This window comes from Methylobacterium radiodurans, assembly GCF_003173735.1.
GTDB lineage: Bacteria > Pseudomonadota > Alphaproteobacteria > Rhizobiales > Beijerinckiaceae > Methylobacterium > Methylobacterium radiodurans.
The window spans coordinates 5,299,769-5,317,608 of record NZ_CP029551.1 but is presented as its reverse complement, the minus strand read 5'-3'; the positions used below and the strand labels follow the sequence as shown (position 1 = coordinate 5,317,608).

The 17,840-nt window shown below is 63.7% G+C and carries 13 protein-coding genes and 3 pseudogenes; 6 read left to right on the top strand and 10 right to left on the bottom strand.

The window, feature by feature from the left end; translation table 11 throughout:
* Positions 1–204: 204 nt before the first annotated feature.
* Positions 205–1,590: an aminotransferase gene (locus tag DK427_RS24940; protein ID WP_109953730.1), complete on the bottom strand. Its 1,386-nt coding sequence runs from the start codon at positions 1,588–1,590 to the stop codon at positions 205–207.
* A gap of 120 nt (positions 1,591–1,710) precedes the next feature.
* On the opposite strand from DK427_RS24940, the gene DK427_RS24935 reads away from it, so the two are divergent.
* Positions 1,711–2,247, top strand: coding sequence for a hypothetical protein (locus DK427_RS24935; protein WP_109953729.1), 537 nt, complete (start codon positions 1,711–1,713; stop codon positions 2,245–2,247).
* A 48-nt stretch (positions 2,248–2,295) separates the two neighbouring features.
* On the opposite strand, the gene DK427_RS24930 is transcribed toward DK427_RS24935, so the two are convergent.
* Positions 2,296–3,492 (bottom strand): efflux RND transporter periplasmic adaptor subunit, encoded by a 1,197-nt coding sequence (locus DK427_RS24930; RefSeq protein WP_109953728.1) that lies wholly within the window; start codon positions 3,490–3,492, stop codon positions 2,296–2,298.
* Positions 3,493–3,662: 170 nt separating this feature from the next.
* Between DK427_RS24930 and DK427_RS24925 the strand changes: the two genes are divergently transcribed.
* A complete protein-coding gene (locus tag DK427_RS24925; RefSeq protein WP_109953727.1) occupies positions 3,663–6,815 on the top strand; it encodes an efflux RND transporter permease subunit in 3,153 nt (1,050 codons plus the stop codon).
* 42 nt (positions 6,816–6,857) lie between these two features.
* Here the strand turns inward: DK427_RS24925 and DK427_RS26835 are convergent, their stop codons facing one another.
* From DK427_RS26835 to DK427_RS24905, 6 genes and pseudogenes are all read right to left on the bottom strand, one after another.
* Positions 6,858–7,145, bottom strand: a complete 288-nt coding sequence (locus DK427_RS26835; RefSeq protein WP_245931111.1) for a helix-turn-helix domain-containing protein — start codon at positions 7,143–7,145, stop codon at positions 6,858–6,860.
* Positions 7,146–7,517: 372 nt separating this feature from the next.
* A complete protein-coding gene (locus tag DK427_RS27285) occupies positions 7,518–8,015 on the bottom strand; it encodes a cupin domain-containing protein (RefSeq protein ID WP_245930710.1) in 498 nt (165 codons plus the stop codon).
* Between the two features lie 24 nt (positions 8,016–8,039).
* Positions 8,040–8,222 carry a hypothetical protein gene (locus DK427_RS27280; RefSeq protein WP_245930709.1) on the bottom strand — a complete coding sequence of 61 codons (183 nt, stop codon included), beginning with the start codon at positions 8,220–8,222 and terminating at the stop codon, positions 8,040–8,042.
* Between the two features lie 51 nt (positions 8,223–8,273).
* Positions 8,274–8,795 carry a DUF1275 domain-containing protein gene (locus DK427_RS26560; RefSeq protein WP_162559891.1) on the bottom strand — a complete coding sequence of 174 codons (522 nt, stop codon included), beginning with the start codon at positions 8,793–8,795 and terminating at the stop codon, positions 8,274–8,276.
* A complete protein-coding gene (locus DK427_RS27630) occupies positions 8,796–8,939 on the bottom strand; it encodes a hypothetical protein (RefSeq protein WP_425452508.1) in 144 nt (47 codons plus the stop codon). It abuts the gene before it with no gap.
* 1,282 nt (positions 8,940–10,221) lie between these two features.
* A pseudogene (locus DK427_RS24905) lies at positions 10,222–10,555 on the bottom strand (transposase); the annotation flags it as partial.
* Between the two features lie 493 nt (positions 10,556–11,048).
* On the opposite strand from DK427_RS24905, the gene DK427_RS24900 reads away from it, so the two are divergent.
* Positions 11,049–11,717, top strand: a complete 669-nt coding sequence (locus tag DK427_RS24900) for a hypothetical protein (protein WP_109953725.1) — start codon at positions 11,049–11,051, stop codon at positions 11,715–11,717.
* Positions 11,718–11,800: 83 nt separating this feature from the next.
* Here the strand turns inward: DK427_RS24900 and DK427_RS24895 are convergent.
* Positions 11,801–11,900 (bottom strand): annotated as a pseudogene (locus DK427_RS24895) (IS5/IS1182 family transposase); the annotation flags it as partial.
* A gap of 486 nt (positions 11,901–12,386) precedes the next feature.
* On the opposite strand from DK427_RS24895, the gene oxlT reads away from it, so the two are divergent.
* Entirely contained in the window at positions 12,387–13,703 is a 1,317-nt protein-coding gene (gene oxlT, locus DK427_RS24890; RefSeq protein ID WP_484195085.1) for an oxalate/formate MFS antiporter, read from the top strand.
* Between the two features lie 765 nt (positions 13,704–14,468).
* On the opposite strand, the pseudogene DK427_RS24885 reads toward oxlT, so the two are convergent.
* Positions 14,469–14,736: pseudogene (locus DK427_RS24885) on the bottom strand (transposase); the annotation flags it as partial.
* A gap of 411 nt (positions 14,737–15,147) precedes the next feature.
* Between DK427_RS24885 and DK427_RS24875 the strand changes: the two are divergent.
* Both DK427_RS24875 and DK427_RS24870 read left to right on the top strand, forming a co-directional pair.
* The gene (locus DK427_RS24875) at positions 15,148–15,534 is read left to right on the top strand and encodes a hypothetical protein (protein ID WP_245930708.1); all 387 of its coding nucleotides are present in this window, start codon (positions 15,148–15,150) and stop codon (positions 15,532–15,534) included.
* A gap of 387 nt (positions 15,535–15,921) precedes the next feature.
* Complete coding sequence (locus tag DK427_RS24870; RefSeq protein ID WP_109954376.1) at positions 15,922–17,613, top strand: methyl-accepting chemotaxis protein; 1,692 nt, start codon at positions 15,922–15,924, stop codon at positions 17,611–17,613.
* Positions 17,614–17,840: the final 227 nt, after the last annotated feature.

The window sequence follows — 17,840 nt, the reverse complement described above, 5'->3', positions numbered from 1 at the left end:
GGCCGGTGCCCGGCCGCCTCGCCCGTCGCCGCCGGATCCGGCGGTCTCGGGGCTTCCTCGGGGCGTCCGCCGGGTCTGGCGGACGGTCCCGATACAAGGCCAGTCGAGCTGAACGCTTGCTTAAGGCTCTTTCGGTCCGGCGCGATACTGACTTTCGGCACTACCTCCGGCGACGGGGCGTGGCGCCGAGGACTCAGTCAGCCCTCACGCCGCGGCGGCGAGGCCCTCCGCGCGGATCCAGTCGCGGGTGCGGTCGAGGGCCCGCGTCAGCCGGTCGAACAGGTCGTCGATCTCGTCCGGCGTGATGATCAGCGGCGGGCAGACCGCGACGCGATCACCGGCCAGGAAGCGCACGATCAGCCCCTCGCCCTGCGCGAAGGCGACGCAGCGCGCGGCCACGCCCGCCTTCGGGTGGTACTGTGCACGGCTGCGCTTGTCCGCGACGATCTCCAGCCCGCCGATCAGGCCGATGCCCCGGGCCTCGCCCACGATGTCATGCTCCGCCAGACGCGCGAGGCGTGCCTGGAAGTGCGGCGCCTTCTCGGCCGCGCCCTCCACGACCCGGTCGCGCCGGTAGATCTCGATCGCCTTGAGGGCCACCGCGCAGGCGACCGGGTGTCCCGAATAGGTCGTGCCGTGCCCGAAGGTGCCGAGCTTGGCGCTCTGGTCGACCATCGCCGCGTAGAGCGGCTCGTCCACGCTGATCCCGCCGAGGGGCACGTAGCCCGAGGTCACGGCCTTGGCGAAGGAGAGCGTGTGCGGGGACATGCCGAGTGCCTCGGAGCCGAACCACGTGCCGAGCCGGCCAAAGCCGCAGATCACCTCGTCGGCGATGAGGCGCACGTCGTAGCGGGCAAGAACGGCCTGGATCGCCGGGAAGTAGCCCCGCGGCGGAACGATGGCGCCGCCCGCGCCCATCACCGGCTCGGCGATGAAGGCCGCCACCGTGTCGGGATCCTCGCGCAGGATCAGGGCTTCCAGCTCGTCCGCGAGACGCGCCGAGAACGCCTCCTCGCTCTCACCGGGCTCGGCGAAGCGGTAATGGTGGGGGCAGGCCGTGTGGAGGAAGCCCGGCAGCGGCAGGTCCCAGTCGGCGTGGTTGGCCGGAAGCCCGGTCAGCGAGGCGGTGGCCACCGTGACGCCGTGATAGCCCCTCTGCCGGCCGATGATCTTCTTCTTGCGCGGCCGTCCGAGCGCGTTGTTGTAGTACCACGCCAGCTTGACCTGGGTGTCGTTCGCCTCCGAGCCCGAGGAGGTGAAGAACACTTTCGAGGTCGGGACCGGCATCAGCTCCTTCAGCACCTCGGCGAGCTCGATCGCCGGGTCGTGGCTGCGGCCGGAGAACAGGTGCGAGAAGGGCAGGCGGCTCATCTGCGCCGCCGCAGCCTCGACGAGTTCGGGGTTCGAGAAGCCGAGCGCCGTGCACCAGAGCCCGGACATGCCCTCGATATAGGGGCGCCCCTCCGTGTCGTAGACGTGGACGCCCGCGCCGCGCTCCAGCACGAGGGGGCCGTTCGCGCGGTGCGCGTCGAGATTGGTGTAGGGGTGGATCAGGGTCTCGACGTCGCGGGTCGCGAGGTTCGACAGCATGGCGGTCCGTCCCGGGCATTTTCTGAGGGGCCGTGTCGTCGCCACACTACCGGCCCGATGCGGGGTCAGTAACCCCGCACAGACCCGGGCGGATCGCGGCCCGGCGCATGGATTGCGAGAATGCTCGACCCGGCCCAGATCGTCGCCGCCCCGGCGCCCGGCCGCGCCTGCGGCGCCTGCACCCTGTGCTGCAAGGTCTACGACGTGCCGGCGGTCGAGAGCGTCGCCGGGCAATGGTGCCGGCACACGCTGGCGGGCCGGGGCTGCGGCATCCACGCGACCCGGCCGGACCATTGCCGCAACTTCCACTGCCTCTGGATGACGGAGAGCTGGCTAGGCCCCGAATGGAAGCCGGACCGCGCCAAGATGGTGCTGGGCCTCGATCCGGTGACCCGCAACATGAACGTGCAGGTCGATCCCGGACAGGCCAACGCGTGGCGGCGGGAGCCCTATTACGGCCAGCTCAAGCGCTGGGCCGCCGCCTCGATCCCGAAGGGCCGCACCGTGCTGGTCCACGTCAACCGGAGCACCACCGTGGTGCTGCCCGACCGCGACGTGGCGCTCGGCGAGCTGGGCCCGCAGGACCGCATCGTCGCGCGCGCCCGGATGACGCCGCAGGGGCCGACGCTGGACATCGAGACCGTGCGGGCCGCCTGATCGAACGGGGCCGCTTGGACGCCGAGGATCGGCGCGGGCCGGCCGATATCACTGGACCGGCCGACCCTTGATCCCGGTCGACGCCTCGTTTCCGGCGACCGCTCGCCGCTCCTCCACCCGAAGACCGTCGCGCATCCGTTGGATGTGATCCGTGACCACCCGCTCTCCGGCCTCCAGCCCCTTCAGGATCTCGGTCCGCTCGCCATAGGCCTGCCCGGTCTCCACCGGCCGCTGCTCCACGCGCCCGTTCTTGCCGACGACGTAGACGATCCGCTGCGCGAGCTTGGCCGAGAGCGCGACCGTGGGAACGAGGATCCGGGACTGTGTGCCGACCTGGATGCGGCCGCGCATGAACTGGCCCGGGACGAAGCGCTCGTCCGCGTTCGCCACGCTCGCCCGCACGAGGCGCCGGGCCGTGCGCGGGTCGAAGCGGTTGTCGAGCTGGTAGATCCTGGCGTCCGCGACCTTCGTGCCGCGCCCGTCGAGCACGCCGACGGTGACCGTTCCCTCCTTGAGGCCCTGGCGCACGGCCTCCACGTCCTCCGACGACAGGGCCATCTGCAGGTCGATCGGATCGAGCTGCACCACCGAGACGAGTTCGGTCTGGTTCTCGTTGACGAGGTCGCCCACGTTCACGTTGCTCAGGCTCGCCCGTCCCTCGAACGGCGCCTCGACCACCGCGTAGGCGATGTTCAGTTCCTGGCGGGCGATGGCCGCCTCGGCCTGCTGCAGGCCCGCGGCGGCGGTCTCGAGCTGCGACTGCTGCTGCTGGGCGCGCTGCTCGCTCGCGTAGCCCTTGCTGGCGAGCTCGTTGGTGCGTGCGACCTCGGCCTGCGCGAATTCGAGCTGGGCCTTGGCCTGCTCCTGCTGCGCCTTCGCCGTCTGCAGCGCCACCTCGAAGGGCCGCTTGTCGATCCGGAACAGCACGTCGCCCTTCTTGACGTGCGAGCCCGGCTCGAAGGGCCGCTCCGTGACCACGCCGGTCACGCGCGCCTGGAGCAGCGCGTCCTTCGGCGAGACGAAGGTCCCCGTATACGTGAAGGCGATCGGCACGCTGTCCGAGACCGCCTCGGCCATGCTCACGCCGAGCGGCTTGTCGTCCTTCCGCTCGGCGGCCGGCCGATCGCCCGTGCCGAGAAGGCCTGCTACGGGGGCCGGCACGGGCCGGCCGGCCGCGTACCACCCGCCACCCGCGGCGGCGAGCACGGCCAAGCCGATCAACAGGTTCCTCACACTCCTGCGCACGTTCCAGAGGTCTCCCGACGCGCCCGGCCAGCACCGCTGACGTTCGGGAACACGCGGCGGGACGAGACGTTGCACGGCCGGAAATATTTTCCCAAACCCCGCTTTTCGGGATCGCCCCAGGGCCCGCCCGCCCGGCGGCGCGGTCGCGCGCACCAGAGGTCCCGGTCCGCATGTTCGCCCGCTTCGTCGACCGACCCGTTCTGGCCGGCGTGATCTCGGTGCTGATCATCTTGGTCGGCGCCGTCGCCGGACTGACGCTGCCGATCGCGCAGTATCCCCAGATCGCTCCGCCGGTGATCAACGTGCAGGCGACCTATCCGGGCGCCAGCGCGCAGCAGGCCTACGAGGCCATCGCGATCCCGCTGGAGCAGGAGATCAACGGCGCGGAGAACCTGATCTACATCCAGACGACGAGCAGCACCGACGGCAGCGTCAGCCTCGACGCTACCTTCGCGGTCGGCTCCGACCTGAACGCCGCCGCTGCCGAGGTGCTGACCCGCTCCAACCGCGCGGAGCCGCGCCTGCCGGCGGCCGTGCGCAGCCAGGGCCTCGAGATCCGGAAATCAGCCCGGCAGCAGCTCGGCAACATTGTGCTCTACGCCGAAGAGGGCGCGGGCTTCGACGAGCTGTTCCTGTCGAACTGGGCCGAGACGCAGGTCATCAAGCCGTTGAAGCGCGTGCCGGGCATGGGGCGCGTGCTCAACTTCTCGAACAAGCGCTACGCGATCCGGGTCTGGCTCGACCCGGTCAAGATGGAGGCGCTCGCCATCGGCCCCGACGCGGTGATCGGCGCGATCACCAACCAGAACGAGCAGATCACCACCGGGACGCTCGGCAAGCCGCCGATGAACACGTCGACGGCCTTCGAGCTGCAGCTCGTGACGACGGGCCGGCTGACCGAGCCCAAGCAGTTCGCCGACATCGTGCTGCGGGCCAATCCCGACGGCTCGGTCGTGCGCGTGAGCGACGTCGGCCGGGTCGAACTCGGTTCCGAGCAGTACGGCGTCTCCTCGACCTTCAACGGCCGGCCCGCAGCGGTGCTCGGCCTCTACCAGAGCCCGGACGCCAACGCCGTCGAAGTGATGGCGGGCGCGCGCAAGGAGATGGAGGCGCTGGCCAAGCGCTTTCCCTCCGGCCTCAAGTACGAGATCGCCCTCGACCGCACCGAGTTCGTGATGAAGGCGATCGAGGAGGTGGTGCACACCCTGATCGAGGCGATCATCATCGTGGTCGTCGTCACCTACCTCTTCCTGCAGAACTGGCGCGCGACGCTCATCCCCACCCTCGCGGTGCCGGTGGCGCTGATCGGCACCTTCGGGCCGATGGCGGCGCTCGGCTTCTCCTTCAACACGCTGAGCCTGCTCGGCATGGTGCTGGCCGTCGGCCTGGTCGTGGACGACGCGATCATCGTGGTCGAGAACACCGAGCGCCTGATGGAGGAGGGTAAGGAGCCGAAGGAGGCCGCTCGCGAGGCGATCGGGGAGGTGGTCGGCCCCGTCGTCGCCACGACCCTCGTGCTCTCGGCGCTCTTCGTGCCGGTGGCCTTCATCCCGGGCATCACCGGCCAGCTCTACAACCAGTTCGCCCTGACCATCGCGATCTCAGTCCTGATCTCGGCGATCGTCTCGCTGACGCTCACGCCAGCCCTCTGCGGCCTGATCCTGAAGCCCAAGACGGGTGGCGAGGACCGCGCGCGCTGGCGGGCGCCGCTGCGCTGGTTCAACCGGGCGATGAAGGCCAGCGCCGACTTCATCGCCACTTCGATCGGGCGGCTCAGCCACCATCTCGTGCTGGTCGGCCTCGCCTTCCTGGTCTTCGCGGGCGCCACGGTGGCGCTGACGCTCAGCCGGCCGACCGAGTTCGTGCCGGCCGAGGATCAAGGCTACTTCTACTTCGACATGACCCTGCCGAAGGGCGCCTCCGTGGCCCGTACCGAGAAGGCCGTCGAGCGCGTCGCGCGCGACCTCAGGGAGAACGAGGCGGTCGATCACACGATCGGCATCAGCGGGCGCAGCATCCTGGCTGACTCTGTCGCCCCCTTCTACGGGTTCATCATCCCCGTCCTGAAGCCCTGGGGCGAGCGCAAGGCCTCCGTCGACACCCTGATCGGCGAGATCGAGAGGCGCTACGCCGACGATCCCACCATCGTGCCCCGGCCCGTCAACCCGCCCCCGCTCCCGGGTCTCGGATCCCGCGGCGGCCTGTCCTTCGAGATCCAGGACCGCAGCGGCGAGGGCGGCCTCAAGCTCGCGCAGACGGCCGAAGCGTTCCTGGCCAAGCTGCGCGAGCGGCCGGAGATCGGCAGCGCCACCCCGACCTCGGATTACGGGGTGCCGCAGATCTACCTGGAGATCGACCGGGCGAAGGCCGAGCAGCTCGGCGTGCCGCTGAAGAACCTGTTCGACGCACTTGGGACCTATATCGGCTCGTCCTTCGTCAACCTCTTCAACCGCTTCGGCTTCGTCTACCAGGTCTACGTGCAGAGCGAGGACAGTGGCCGGCGCACCATGGAGGATGTCGAGGCGCTGACCGTTCTCAACGATCGGGGCGAACCTGTGCGGGTGGGCTCGCTGGTGAGGCCCCGCTTCGTGACGGGACCGACGGCGGTGCTCTCGTTCAACACCTACCCCACCATCGAGGTCGCGGCCTCGCCTGCCGGCAACGTTAGTTCCGGCACCCTGATCGGGCTGATCGAGCGGATGGCCGAGACGGAGATGCCGAGCGAGTACGCGGTGGAGTGGATCGACGTCGCCTACCAGCAGAAGATCGCGGGCGGCTTCGCGCCGATGATCTTCGCGCTGGGGGTTGTCATGATCTTCCTGGTGCTCGCGGGTCAGTTCGAGTCGGTGCGCCTGCCCTTCGCGATCCTGCTCGCGACGCCCGTAGCGATCTTCGGGGCGATCGGGGCGCTGGCCTTGCGCGACCTGCCCCTCGACGTGTTCGGGCAGGTCGGGCTCCTGCTCCTCGTCGGCCTCGGCGCCAAGAACGCGATCCTGCTGGTCACCTTCGCGGAGGAGAAGCGGAAGGCGGGCGAGGATCTCGTCGCGGCTGCCATGGACGGGGCACGCCTGCGCATGCGCCCGATCCTGATGACCTCCTTCGCCTTCATCCTGGGCGTGGTGCCGCTCGCCATCGCCTCGGGCGCGGGCGCCAACGCCCGCATCTCGATGGGCACCGTGGTGATCGGCGGCATGCTCGCCGCCACGCTGATCACCCTGTTCATCACCCCGCTGTTCTACATCGCCATCGAGCGATGGGCGGCGCGCGGCCGGAGGAGGCAGGAGAACCCGAAGGCCTCGGCGTCCCTGGCAGCAGGCGAATGATGGGCCTGTCTGGCGCGGCAGACCTCTCCCGCGCCCGACCGGTCAGCGGAGGCCGAGTTGCGACAGGTCGGTCAAGCGGTTGTTCCGGAACGTTGCGTTGAGGTTCGCACCGTACGAGCCGCGGCCCTGCCACGAATAGGTCGCGCGCCGGTTCCGGCCGATCTCGATGTGCGAGATCCTGCGGCCTTTGCAGCCGAGTTGCGCAGCCACTTCTTCGTAGCTCATGCCCATCTCGAGCGTCTTGAACTCCGCCAACGTCGGCCGGCAAATGCGCGATTGAACTTGATTGGCGTAAAGCGATCCGGGAACAAAAGCCGATAGAGCAATCATACCGGCCAAGATTCTGCTTCCAGCAGTGCAGAGAGAGATCATTACAAAGGCCCTGGCTTGAGTTCCGGGTCGTAGGCATCCACTCCTCTGGATGCGCATGCTGGAACCATATAGGGCTATGGTTTCGGCGGCGTACCTGAGTGCTCCTGAAAGAATGGTCATGGATCAGTTGGGCATGCATCGGCCGAGATGGCTTGTCCGGTCCTGCTTGTGGCTCGCGCTCGGATTGCCCCGGAGATGCTGCTCGCCGAAATCTGCTTCGGGGTGCCCATGAATCTCTCTCATGCCGCCTGGCTCAAGGTCGACGAAGAGGGCAGCGAGATTGGTGACCTTGAAGTTCGACGAGTCGGCGACGGTGCCCGCGCCGCCCGGTTAGTGAATCGGCTGGGTCTGAGAGGCGCGGAAGACATACTTGTCCGTAAATGAGGCGCTGCCCAGACCACGTCGCACCTCATCGATGGGTGGCGGAACCGGGAGTGTGAAGATGTACTTCTCGTGATCTGGTATGCCTTCGAGCGATTCCTTCGGCACCCCAAAATTGCGTGACAGCACATCGATAGGATCATGACCGAACAGTTCCGTGACGAGAAAAGTCTCGTTCTCGGAGAAGTTGCCGTCGTTGAAGGTGAGCAAGAATTCGGTGCCCTCTTCCAGTCCCTGAATGGCGTGATGAGTGACAGACGGCGCGATCCATAAGTCTGCCGCCTCCAAGTCCTCAATCAGGGTGTTGCGCCCAAGATACACCAAGTAGAAGCGTACCTTGTCCTGTAGAATATAGGCCCATTCGGTTTCCTTGGGCCAGTGCAATTCCCGTACGTCTCCAGGGGGAAGCGGCATATTCACGATCGCGAGGTCTTTCAGTGTGCCCATCCCGCGCTGAGTCAGCTCACTGGCTCAGCCGCCGTCCTCAAGGCGGAGATGAGCCATGGCAAAGGTAAGCTTGAGGTTCGGGATGCCGCCTTGATCGGATTCCGGCGGGATGAAGAGGTCGGGATTCTGCGTCTCGATCGCGGGATTGCAAGGCCCTACGGTGGTGGCCCCTTTGTTGCCGCGGATCGGTTGCTTCGAATCAGCCATGTTTTCCTCCAAACGATAGAAATGTCGCAACCTGAATCATTCCAAGTTCGATCAGGCAATAAGACTTCCGGATGTCGGACCAGGATCCAGTTTTCTGGGTTCACCTAAAGCAATCAGGCCGATGACAAGCGCGAATGCTGTGGGCATGAAAATTGCGGCGCCGGCGAACTGCTGGTCGCTCACGTATCCGATGTCTCCGCATCCCGCGAAGCTGAGGAGAGTGAGGAAGAAAATGGCTGCCCAACTCATGTTCAACTTGCCTTTTGGGCCAGTCGTTGAAAATAGAGACTGCGCAACGAAATTGAATGCTATCTGAACTACGGACGTAACCGCCACAGCGCCGAACAGCATGCCGCGAACTTTGTGGAATGCGTCTCTCTGGACGCCCGCAATGAAGCTAATTCCGTATGCGATGTATTGTAGCTCTAGAATGCCGGACCGCGCGATAAGTCCGAGGCCGATCAGCATGACGCAGATTGCGAGTAGAATGGCCGGGTTGAATACTTTGCCAATTCGTAGCATGCTGGTCATCAACAAGCCGCAGACGGCGGAGCCGATACCGAAGGCGAGCACTCATAGGGCAGAGAAGGAAAAGGCCTGCCAATCACGCTGCACGAGGCGGTATCCGCTCTGCACGACGTCACCGGATTGTCCCGTTGCGAATGTCTGGGCGCTGAACAGGGTCCAGGCATCCATCGAGCCAGCCACCAAAGCCAACAAAAAGCCAGCAAATGGTCACTCCATGAGCGGATATTTGGCAATCTCCGGATGATCAATTGTAGCTGATCTATCGTATAAGTGATCTCCTGAGCTGATTGATATCCAGAAATTTACTGTCAATTGGGGCGATACTGCAATAGAATTAATATCAAAGCCTCATGCAACCGGGAAGATCGGTCAGGAATATTTGAATGAAAGACTGTTTAATTCGACAGAGGTGGTAAAAGCAATGCGTCGTGTGCGCCTATCCCTACATGTTCCGGCGCTTGGTGGGCATCAAAGTGTGTGCAGACCCAGGTGCGCAGCCCAATTTTGTAAGGATAATCGCACCGACGCCAACATCCGATCTATACATGCCAGATGGCTGCGATGATCTATTGATCGGCCCCGCGCTCAGTCTGTTTGCGCGGCTAGAAGGGGACTTCTATGCAGAAGGCGAGGCTTCACACTTGAGCAGGACTGGCAGCGGGCAAAAGCGGGGAGGGAAAAACAGAGAGAGCGGTGATCGATCTTCGATGTTGAACGGGAGCCCTTGGTCCGACGATGCGTCAGGGCTTATGCGAACACGTCGATCGGCAGCCTTTCCGGTTCGCTCCGAGTGAGGTGCATGGTCACTTTACTGAGACAAGAGGGCTTACTGACGCTGCCGAATTTTTTGCATATCGGAAATTATCGCCTTCGGATGTGTAGCAGCAATTCCGCGTCGGCCGCAGGCGAGAAATCAAATACAGATGATTGCTTTAAAAAGCATACATATTGATCCTAAGTGGTTAATCTTTGTGATAAAAACACCCGAGCGCGTTCGTTCGCGCGTACCCTGCACGCCTCAGCGAAAATTTTCCCATCTACCGGGGGATCGGGTAGCGAATTGCACCGCTTGAGCTGTGCCGGCTGTTTCCTTGATCTGTTCCTAGGGGAATGGTCTACCGCCGAGTTCGGGTGGCCGGAACATGACCCGCTAGGACCCGGTCGTCACGAGGGCCGTATCTGCTTCCCGAAGCCCTTGTCGAAGATGCGTGTTGGCACCGAGTGACACAGCAGGCTGATCCTCCGGCCAAGTCGTAGGCGGTGCCGCGGACCTTCGGAGCCGCCGCTTTCGCCGCCATCACGACCGTCTTGGCCATCGTGACAGTCGCGCTGGCAACCGCCGTGGCGTCGCGTATTCAGCGCTCGTAACGGGCGCATGCGGCGTCGTAAACAGCAAGCGGCGCCTCGGGCGAGACGAGGCTTCGGCCGAGGGCGGTAGCCCGTAGGTTGCCTGCCGCAGTGCGGTGACGCGGCCGTGCTTCTCCTGGATGCCAGCAACCGCCTGCGGGCGTCGCTCTGGGGCGAACCAAGGTTCCCGAGGCGATGCCCACCAGCACCTGCTTCTCCGGGGATAGTCGGCTACAAGCCGCCGCAGCCGCGCGCTCTCGCGCTCCAGATCCTTCACCTTCCGCGCGTGATCGACGTCAGGCCGCCGGACCCCTTGCGCCAGCGCTGATAGCTCTGCTCGGAGATCTCCGCCTCCTTCGCTTAGCGAGCGCCAAATCCTTGCCCTGGGCTGTCTGCACCTCGATCTGGCGCAGCGTCAGCACGACCTGCTCCGCCTTCGTCTTCTGTCCTCGCCGCATCTCCGACCCCATCGGTCCTGGCTGATCCTCACAATCAGCCCGGTCCAAACCCAGCCGGTCAGGTCAACTGCCTCGCGCACCGATGATCGACCCGCGCACGCACGAGCGACCAAGTTGGCCGGCCAGACCAGCACGGCACCCGGCATTCGATCGGATGAGATGATCTATAAGGCGATCTCTAAGCTCAATGGCACGCCTATGTGGGGCGTGGAGACCTGGGCGATAACGCTGAGGCTATGGATGGCTTAGGAAGAAGATGGTGCCCAGGGGCGGAATCGAACCACCGACACTGCGATTTTCAGTCGGGGTGATGTCATTGATTTTGCTCGGGTCTGTTACCGGGTTGAGTGCCTTTTGGTGCGCCCAATGATCGTCTCGCGTCGATCATTCCTCGGCCTACTCTACTGGCGGCCGTGCCCGCCGCCCGCATCGCTATTCCGGCCTTCATGCCGCCTCGTGAGCCTACGTGCGGGTCAGGCAGCGCGTGTTATACGTGGGGCTCGCTCTGCACCCGTCCCCGACCTTCGTCGGCACGCTCACCGTCGTGGCGATCGGCGCGTGGGACGCGGCCCGATATCCCGTGACGCTCGACGACAGCAAGTTCGGCCCGCCCGGCCGGACGGTCCAGTTCTGCGACGTCGATCTGGCCGACCACAACGCGGAGGTGCCGCGGGACTTCTGGCACCACGAGGCGAACTGGCGGCGCTACCCGAACGTGCACGCCTTCGTGCGCGAGCAGCGCTACGGCGAGGATCCCACCGTGATGCGCCGCCGGCTCGCTCGGGCGTGCGGCTGGTACGCCGACAACGCCTCAATGACCCCGGGGGAGGGGCTGATGCCGCGGATCGAGGCAGGCGTTGACGTCTACGCGCGTGAGCCCCAGCGATTCGAGCCAGGCTGCTTCAGCACCACGGGCACGGTCGCCGCCATTGACGGCACAACCTGCACGGTCGCGGCCTACCTAGCGCATCCGTGGGTGCCGGGCATCGGAAGCCCGAGCCGGCCGAAAGCCGTCACCGTTCCGCTCGCCGAAGTCGGCATCAGATCGGCACGTCGTTCTCGGCCCTATCCGGCGGGCCGGGGACGGAGCGCTATGCAGCGTTCGCTCGAATCGCCCGATCGTGGGGCTACCCGTGAGCGGCGAGGTCCTGGCCTCCCCTAGGCGGAAGCGCCAATTCCCGCCGATGCTAGGCTGCCTCATGATCAAAAAGGGCCGCTTCTCTCCCAGCCCGTTCTGAAAAGTCTTTAGGGCCAGGGACAAAACTGTTTTGCCTGAGTGTGGCAGATGAGGGCGCAAGCATGCGTAGTGAAGGCAAGTTCGCCGCTCGTAGCGGATGGCAAGGCGCAGACGTCGGATAGGTGCACCGCTCGAACCACTTTTCGGGGAATATTATCATTGAACGCGGGATTGGCAGCGATCCTGTGGACGCCAGTAGCGCGATCGAAGCGGCATCATAGTGCTGAGAGTAAGGCGCCCTCTCGGCGGCCATCCTGCCCCACCCCGCTTCTCTCACATTTAATCCCTCCCAGATGCAAAAAAATGCACGACGCCCTTGACGAAGGCCTCAGTCCGGGTGATCCTGGTATACAATATATAAGTAAGGGCCGAGGCTAGCTTCGGCAGCAGCTCGGCTAGAGCATCGCGTGCCATGCTGTTCTCGATTGCCGGTGCCCGGACAGTCTTTCTGGCCGTCGGACGGTCAACTTTACTTTGATTTATCCCGTACCGGGCGAAAGCTTAGTGCGAACGCATGCTGTTTGTCCGCAACGCCTCAATAGCGCGCTCGCGAATTCGAGAAAGCATATAAATAACAGAGGTGAGGAGATGTCTATGTCAACGCAAGAATTGTTGCAGCCGAAGAAGGTATCGGACAGCTATCGCTGGATGCAGCTTGTCGTCGGCGTCATCTGTATGGTTATGATCGCCAATCTACAGTATGGTTGGACCTTCTTCGTTCCAGAGATCCAAAAAACGTTTGGGTTTGACCGTGCTGCCATCCAGTGGGCCTTCACCCTCTTTGTGCTGTTCGAGACTTGGCTCGTTCCAGTCGAGGGTTGGTTCGTCGATAAGTACGGTCCAAAGATCGTCGTCCTCTTCGGCGGCGTGCTTTGCGGCTTGGGCTGGGTGATCAACGCCTACGCCTCAACCCTGAACTTTTTCTATCTCGGCCAAGTCATCGCCGGCCTCGGCGCAGGCGCCGTCTATGGCACTTGCGTTGGCAATGCGCTGAAGTGGTTTCCTGACAAGCGTGGTCTCGCCGCCGGTATCACCGCTGCGGGCTTTGGGGCCGGATCTGCCCTCACTGTCGCGCCCATCCAGTGGATGATCGCCGACAAGGGCTTCCAGGCTGCCTTCCTCAACTTCGGCATCGGCCAGGGTGTGATCGTGGCCGCACTGGCCTTTTTCCTTGCCGCCCCGCGCAAGGGGCAGGTCCCTGAGGTTATCGCCAACTCGGCCAACATCCAGTCGCGGCGTAACTACACCCCCCCCGAGGTGGTGCGGCAGCCGATTTTCTGGCTGATGTACTTTATGTTCGTCATCGTTGGCGCCGGTGGGTTGATGATCACGGCCAACCTGAAGCCGATCGCAGCTGACATTGGCGTCGACAAGGTGCCAGTGACTCTGCTTGGCGTGACGATGGTGGCCATCACCTTTGCGGCCACAATCGACCGAGTGCTGAACGGGCTGACTCGACCCTTCTTCGGCTGGGTCTCGGACAAGATCGGGCGTGAGAACACGATGTTCATCGCGTTCGCCATGGAAGGTTTCGGCATCTACATGCTGTACCTCTGGGGCCATGATCCGCTGTGGTTCGTTCTCCTGTCGGGCTTCGTGTTCTTCGCATGGGGCGAGATCTACTCGCTCTTCCCCTCGACCTGCACGGACACGTTCGGCTCCAAGTTCGCTGCTACCAACGCTGGGCTGCTCTACACGGCCAAGGGAACCGCGGCGCTTTTGGTGCCGATTGCCAATTATCTTCAACAGAGCACGGGGAGCTGGGACGGCGTGTTCTTGGCTGCTGCTGGAGCCAACATCCTGGCCTCGGTTCTGGCGATTGGGGTGTTGAAGCCGTGGCGCAAGCGGGTCGTTGCGAATGCTCAGGCTGATACGAGTGTCACGGCCGATGCAAAGATCGCGGTGGCCTAGCGGCTTGAGCCAACGATAGAGCAACCACGGTGGGAAGGGTTTGGAGGCATGCCTCTAAACCCTTCCTTCACTCATCACCTTAGCCATCCTTCGATCGCTGGATCGCAGACTTTATTTAATAAATCGAATTATCATTGACGTTAAGTAAAAAATGCAACACCATTGCCTATATCTCCAAATAAATATAAATTTTTGCGTTGGATTAGACCGCATTCTTAAAGGGCAAGAACCGGGAGCTTTTTAAACGACAACGCAAGCCTGTCCGCCAGCATTTGAATCGGCGTGTTCTCTCTTGCGGATGTTGGAATATAAACGCTTGGATGTGGCGTTCTCGCATGATCTCGTACAGCCAAGGCCATGCGAGGACCGTTCGGGAGGTCGCGGGGGACAGAAGTCTAATAGGTCGGGATTAACCTGGCCGCTGCTAACGTTCGTCTTCAGAGATTAAAGCGGGAAACTCCTCCGAGGAAGGACGGGTTTCTCGAGCTTGAGCGGGTAGGCGACTTCTATGCCGATCAGCCTTTCCATCGGGATATTGCTAGTAGCCGGCTTTTCGCTTGGCTGTATCGGCATCTACATCGCACGTCGGCACGCAGACGTTGTGACGATCGGATTGGTGCTGTTGCTAGGGTTTACGGCTTCGCTATACGTTGGCCGTCTCAGCCATAGCCGAGGGCAGCACATCGCTGAACAAGCCGGACCGGCGCGCGTTTGGACACCAATCCTTGCGCACCCAAGCATGTAAGCGCTAGGGACAAAACCACCTTAGAGCCAGGGACAAAACCGTTTTGGCCTGAGCTTGGCAAACGAGGGCGCTGGCGAGGATGGTGAAGGTGAGATGGAGATCCGCACGGCGCTCGTAGCGGATGGCGAGGCGGAGGAAGCGGACAACCCAAGCTAGGGTGCGCTCCACGATCCAGCGGTAGCGGCCCAGCCGTTCATGGCTCTCGATGCCACGCCGTGCGATCCGCGGGGTGATGCTCCGCGCCCTGCGTTCCCGTCGGCAGCGGCGATGATCGTAGCCCTGTATTGCTCTGGCAGAGAAAATCGCAGGTAGATTTCTGTCTCACGGTCTTCCATTTTCAAAGCATCATGCCGAACCAATTTCCGGCGAGAATAGACAGTTTATCTGCGCAGATTTCGGGATTTTTAGGTATGACAACCTTGCTGTCCTCAAGATGGCCCATAGCCCCGACGTGTTAGTAGAGGCGAGTATAATAATGAATCGGGACGAGGAAGCGACCTTGTCCGGATCTGAGCGTCGAAATATTCTGGCGAAATCCATTGCAGAAGCAGCTTACGAGTACTGCTTGCATGGATAAACCAAGTCGCATTAAGTCGGTCATGATGAAGCCGGCCTTGCTGTAGCGCCACGGTCGCTCGCCCGGCTCGCGCCAGTCCGCGAGGTAACGCCTGCGCAAGATCGAGGCGGCAGAGGGGCGGAATGTCTGCGCACCTTGCCTCCGTCCCGACCTCCGACCTCTACACCGGGCGCTCCGGTGTCGAGAGCCTGAGCCCGGCGAAGAGCCCGTGCCCCGGCCTCTACGGCGAGCCGTGGCAGAAGACGCACGCCGCGAACCTCGACTTCCTCAATCGCTTCGGCGCCCAGGCGGTGGACCTAGGTTGGACGGATCTCGAGCGGTTCGCGATCCATCCGGTGATCGGCACGGGCCGCGCGGACTATTGCGGCGCGCTGGTGCTCACCGGTCGGCAGGTCGAGGCGACCGACGCGCAGACGGTCCGGTACGGGAACCTGACCTACTACCGGACCCAAGTCGGCAACCCGCATCCGCGGCTGCGCGGCATCCCGATCTGGGCGTTCAGGGGCTGATCCGGTGGCACTTCGATCTGGAGCCAGCAGGCTGGAACCGCCGCTCCTGACCCTGAGCGGGCGTTCGAAACGTGGGCGCCGAAGGACCGGATGGAACTGGGAAGCAGCTGCTCAGCGAGCGTGGAACGACAATTTGCATCAGCCCGCAATGCGGCACAGACCTTCGCTTGATGTTCTCCAAACTCGCTCAGGGCTTAACTAGCCAAGCTTAGGCAACATGGTTTTGCGCCGACCCTGAGAGACATCTGACACGCTGCACACGCAGGGGTGGAATATCCTTGCCAGCCTCATGTTTAAGTTGCCGGTAAGGTTGAGGTCGGAAAAGAGGTACGTCAGCTGCGATGGGGCCGCAGCGACGTCCAAGCAAGTTCCCCTGCCGTGTGCCAGATGCGCTACCTGAACAACCTCCGCCTCACAGTTAAATTAGCGATCCCGGCCGCCATACTCATCGCGGTCGCGGTGGGAATGGTCCTTCTGGCTCGAGGTAGTCTCGGTACGCTGGACCAGAACACGCATGACATCGTTGAGGTCAGCGCAGCGCGCACCATCAAAATTCAGCAGCTTGCCTTTGCTGTGGACGAAACCACCATCCGCGATAAAAACATCATCATCGAGACCGACCCAGGCGTCCTCACAAAACAGTTCAATCAGTTCAAAGAGGACAGGCAGAAAGCACTCGCAACAGCCGACGAGCTGATTGCTCTCGCCGTTTCGCCGGAGCGCCGGGTGGTCAACGAAGATATCAAGCGCCTACTCGTCGATTATCTAGCATCGGTCGAGAACGGCATCAGCTATGGCATGAGAGGCGACAAGAATACAGCAGCCAAGATCTCGGGCAGCCAGAGCCGCGATGTTCGGCTCAAGCTGATCGCCGAGGTTAACACGCGTATTGCAGCCAACATGCGTGATCTGAAGGCTGCCAAGGAGCGCGCATCTGAGATCGCCGCATCAGCGGCCGCCACTCTCACAGCTGTTGCAGCGGCAGGTCTCATCGCGGCCACGGCCTTGCTCGCAGCCATCGCGACCTTCGGTGTCACGCGGCCCCTCACCGCGATGACGACGGCCATGGGCCGCTTGGCCGACGGTGATCTGGGGGTGGCGGTCATCGGCACCGACCGCCGCGACGAGGTCGGCTTGCTGGCCCGCTCGCTTCAGGTGTTCAAGGACAACGCCATCCGGGCGCGCGAAATGGCTGCGGCTCAGGAGGCCGAGAACCAAGCCAAGATGCGGCGTGCCAACTTGCTCGATGACCTCACCAAAAGCTTCGAGCGCGGCGTCTCGGTGCTGACGCAAGGCCTGGCCGGTGCGGCAACCGAGATGGAGGCGACCGCCCGCTCCATGACCGCGACCGCCAACGAGACGAGCCAGCAGAGCGTGACCGTAGCGGGTGCGGCTCAGCAGACCTCGGCCAACGTGCAGACCGTGGCGGCCGCCAGCGAGGAGATGTCGGCGTCGGTGACTGAGATCGTCCAGCAGGTCAGCCAGTCGGCGCAGATCGCCGGCCGCGCCGTGGAGACCGCGCGTCAGACCGACGCGACGGTGCAGAGACTTGCCGGCACGGCCGAGCGCATCACCACAGCGGTGTCCCTGATCTCGCAGATCGCAGGCCAGACCAACCTGCTCGCGCTGAACGCCACTATCGAGGCGGCGCGTGCCGGAGAGGCGGGCCGTGGCTTCGCGGTCGTGGCCACAGAGGTCAAGGAGTTGGCGGGCCAGACCTCCCGGGCGACGGGCGAGATCGGTGAGCGCATCGCGGAGATCCAGGCGGCGACGCATGAGGCGGTCGCCGACATTCAGCAGATCAGTCGGGTGATCGGCGAGATGTCCACCTACGCGGCGAGCATCGCGGCGGCCATGGAGGAGCAGGGAGCGGCCACGCAGGAGATCACGCGCAACGTACAGCAGGCGGCGCAAGGCACGGAGTTGGTGACCCGCAACATCGGATCGGTGCAGGCGGGCGCCGGCCAGACGAGCGCGGCGGCCGCGCAGGTTCTGAGCGCGGCGCAGGAGCTTGCCCGGCACTCGGAAGGGCTGACCCGCGAGGTCTCCATCTTCCTGGATGGCGTGAAGGCCGCCTAATCACATAGCCCGCACACTTTAGCCCGCCCGGCGAATGGCCGAGGCGGGCTCTTTCATGAGCCAAATCGCAACGGCGATTGCGCTGAGGCTCACATGATTGAGAGCAACGAGCAGGTCGTGAAGCTCGTGGTGCTGCCCTGACCGGCTGGCCTCGACCGACCATCTTGAGCACGCCTCCGAGCATGGAGCGCCTCAACAGCACTCACTGGCCTGAAGCGGACGTGTTT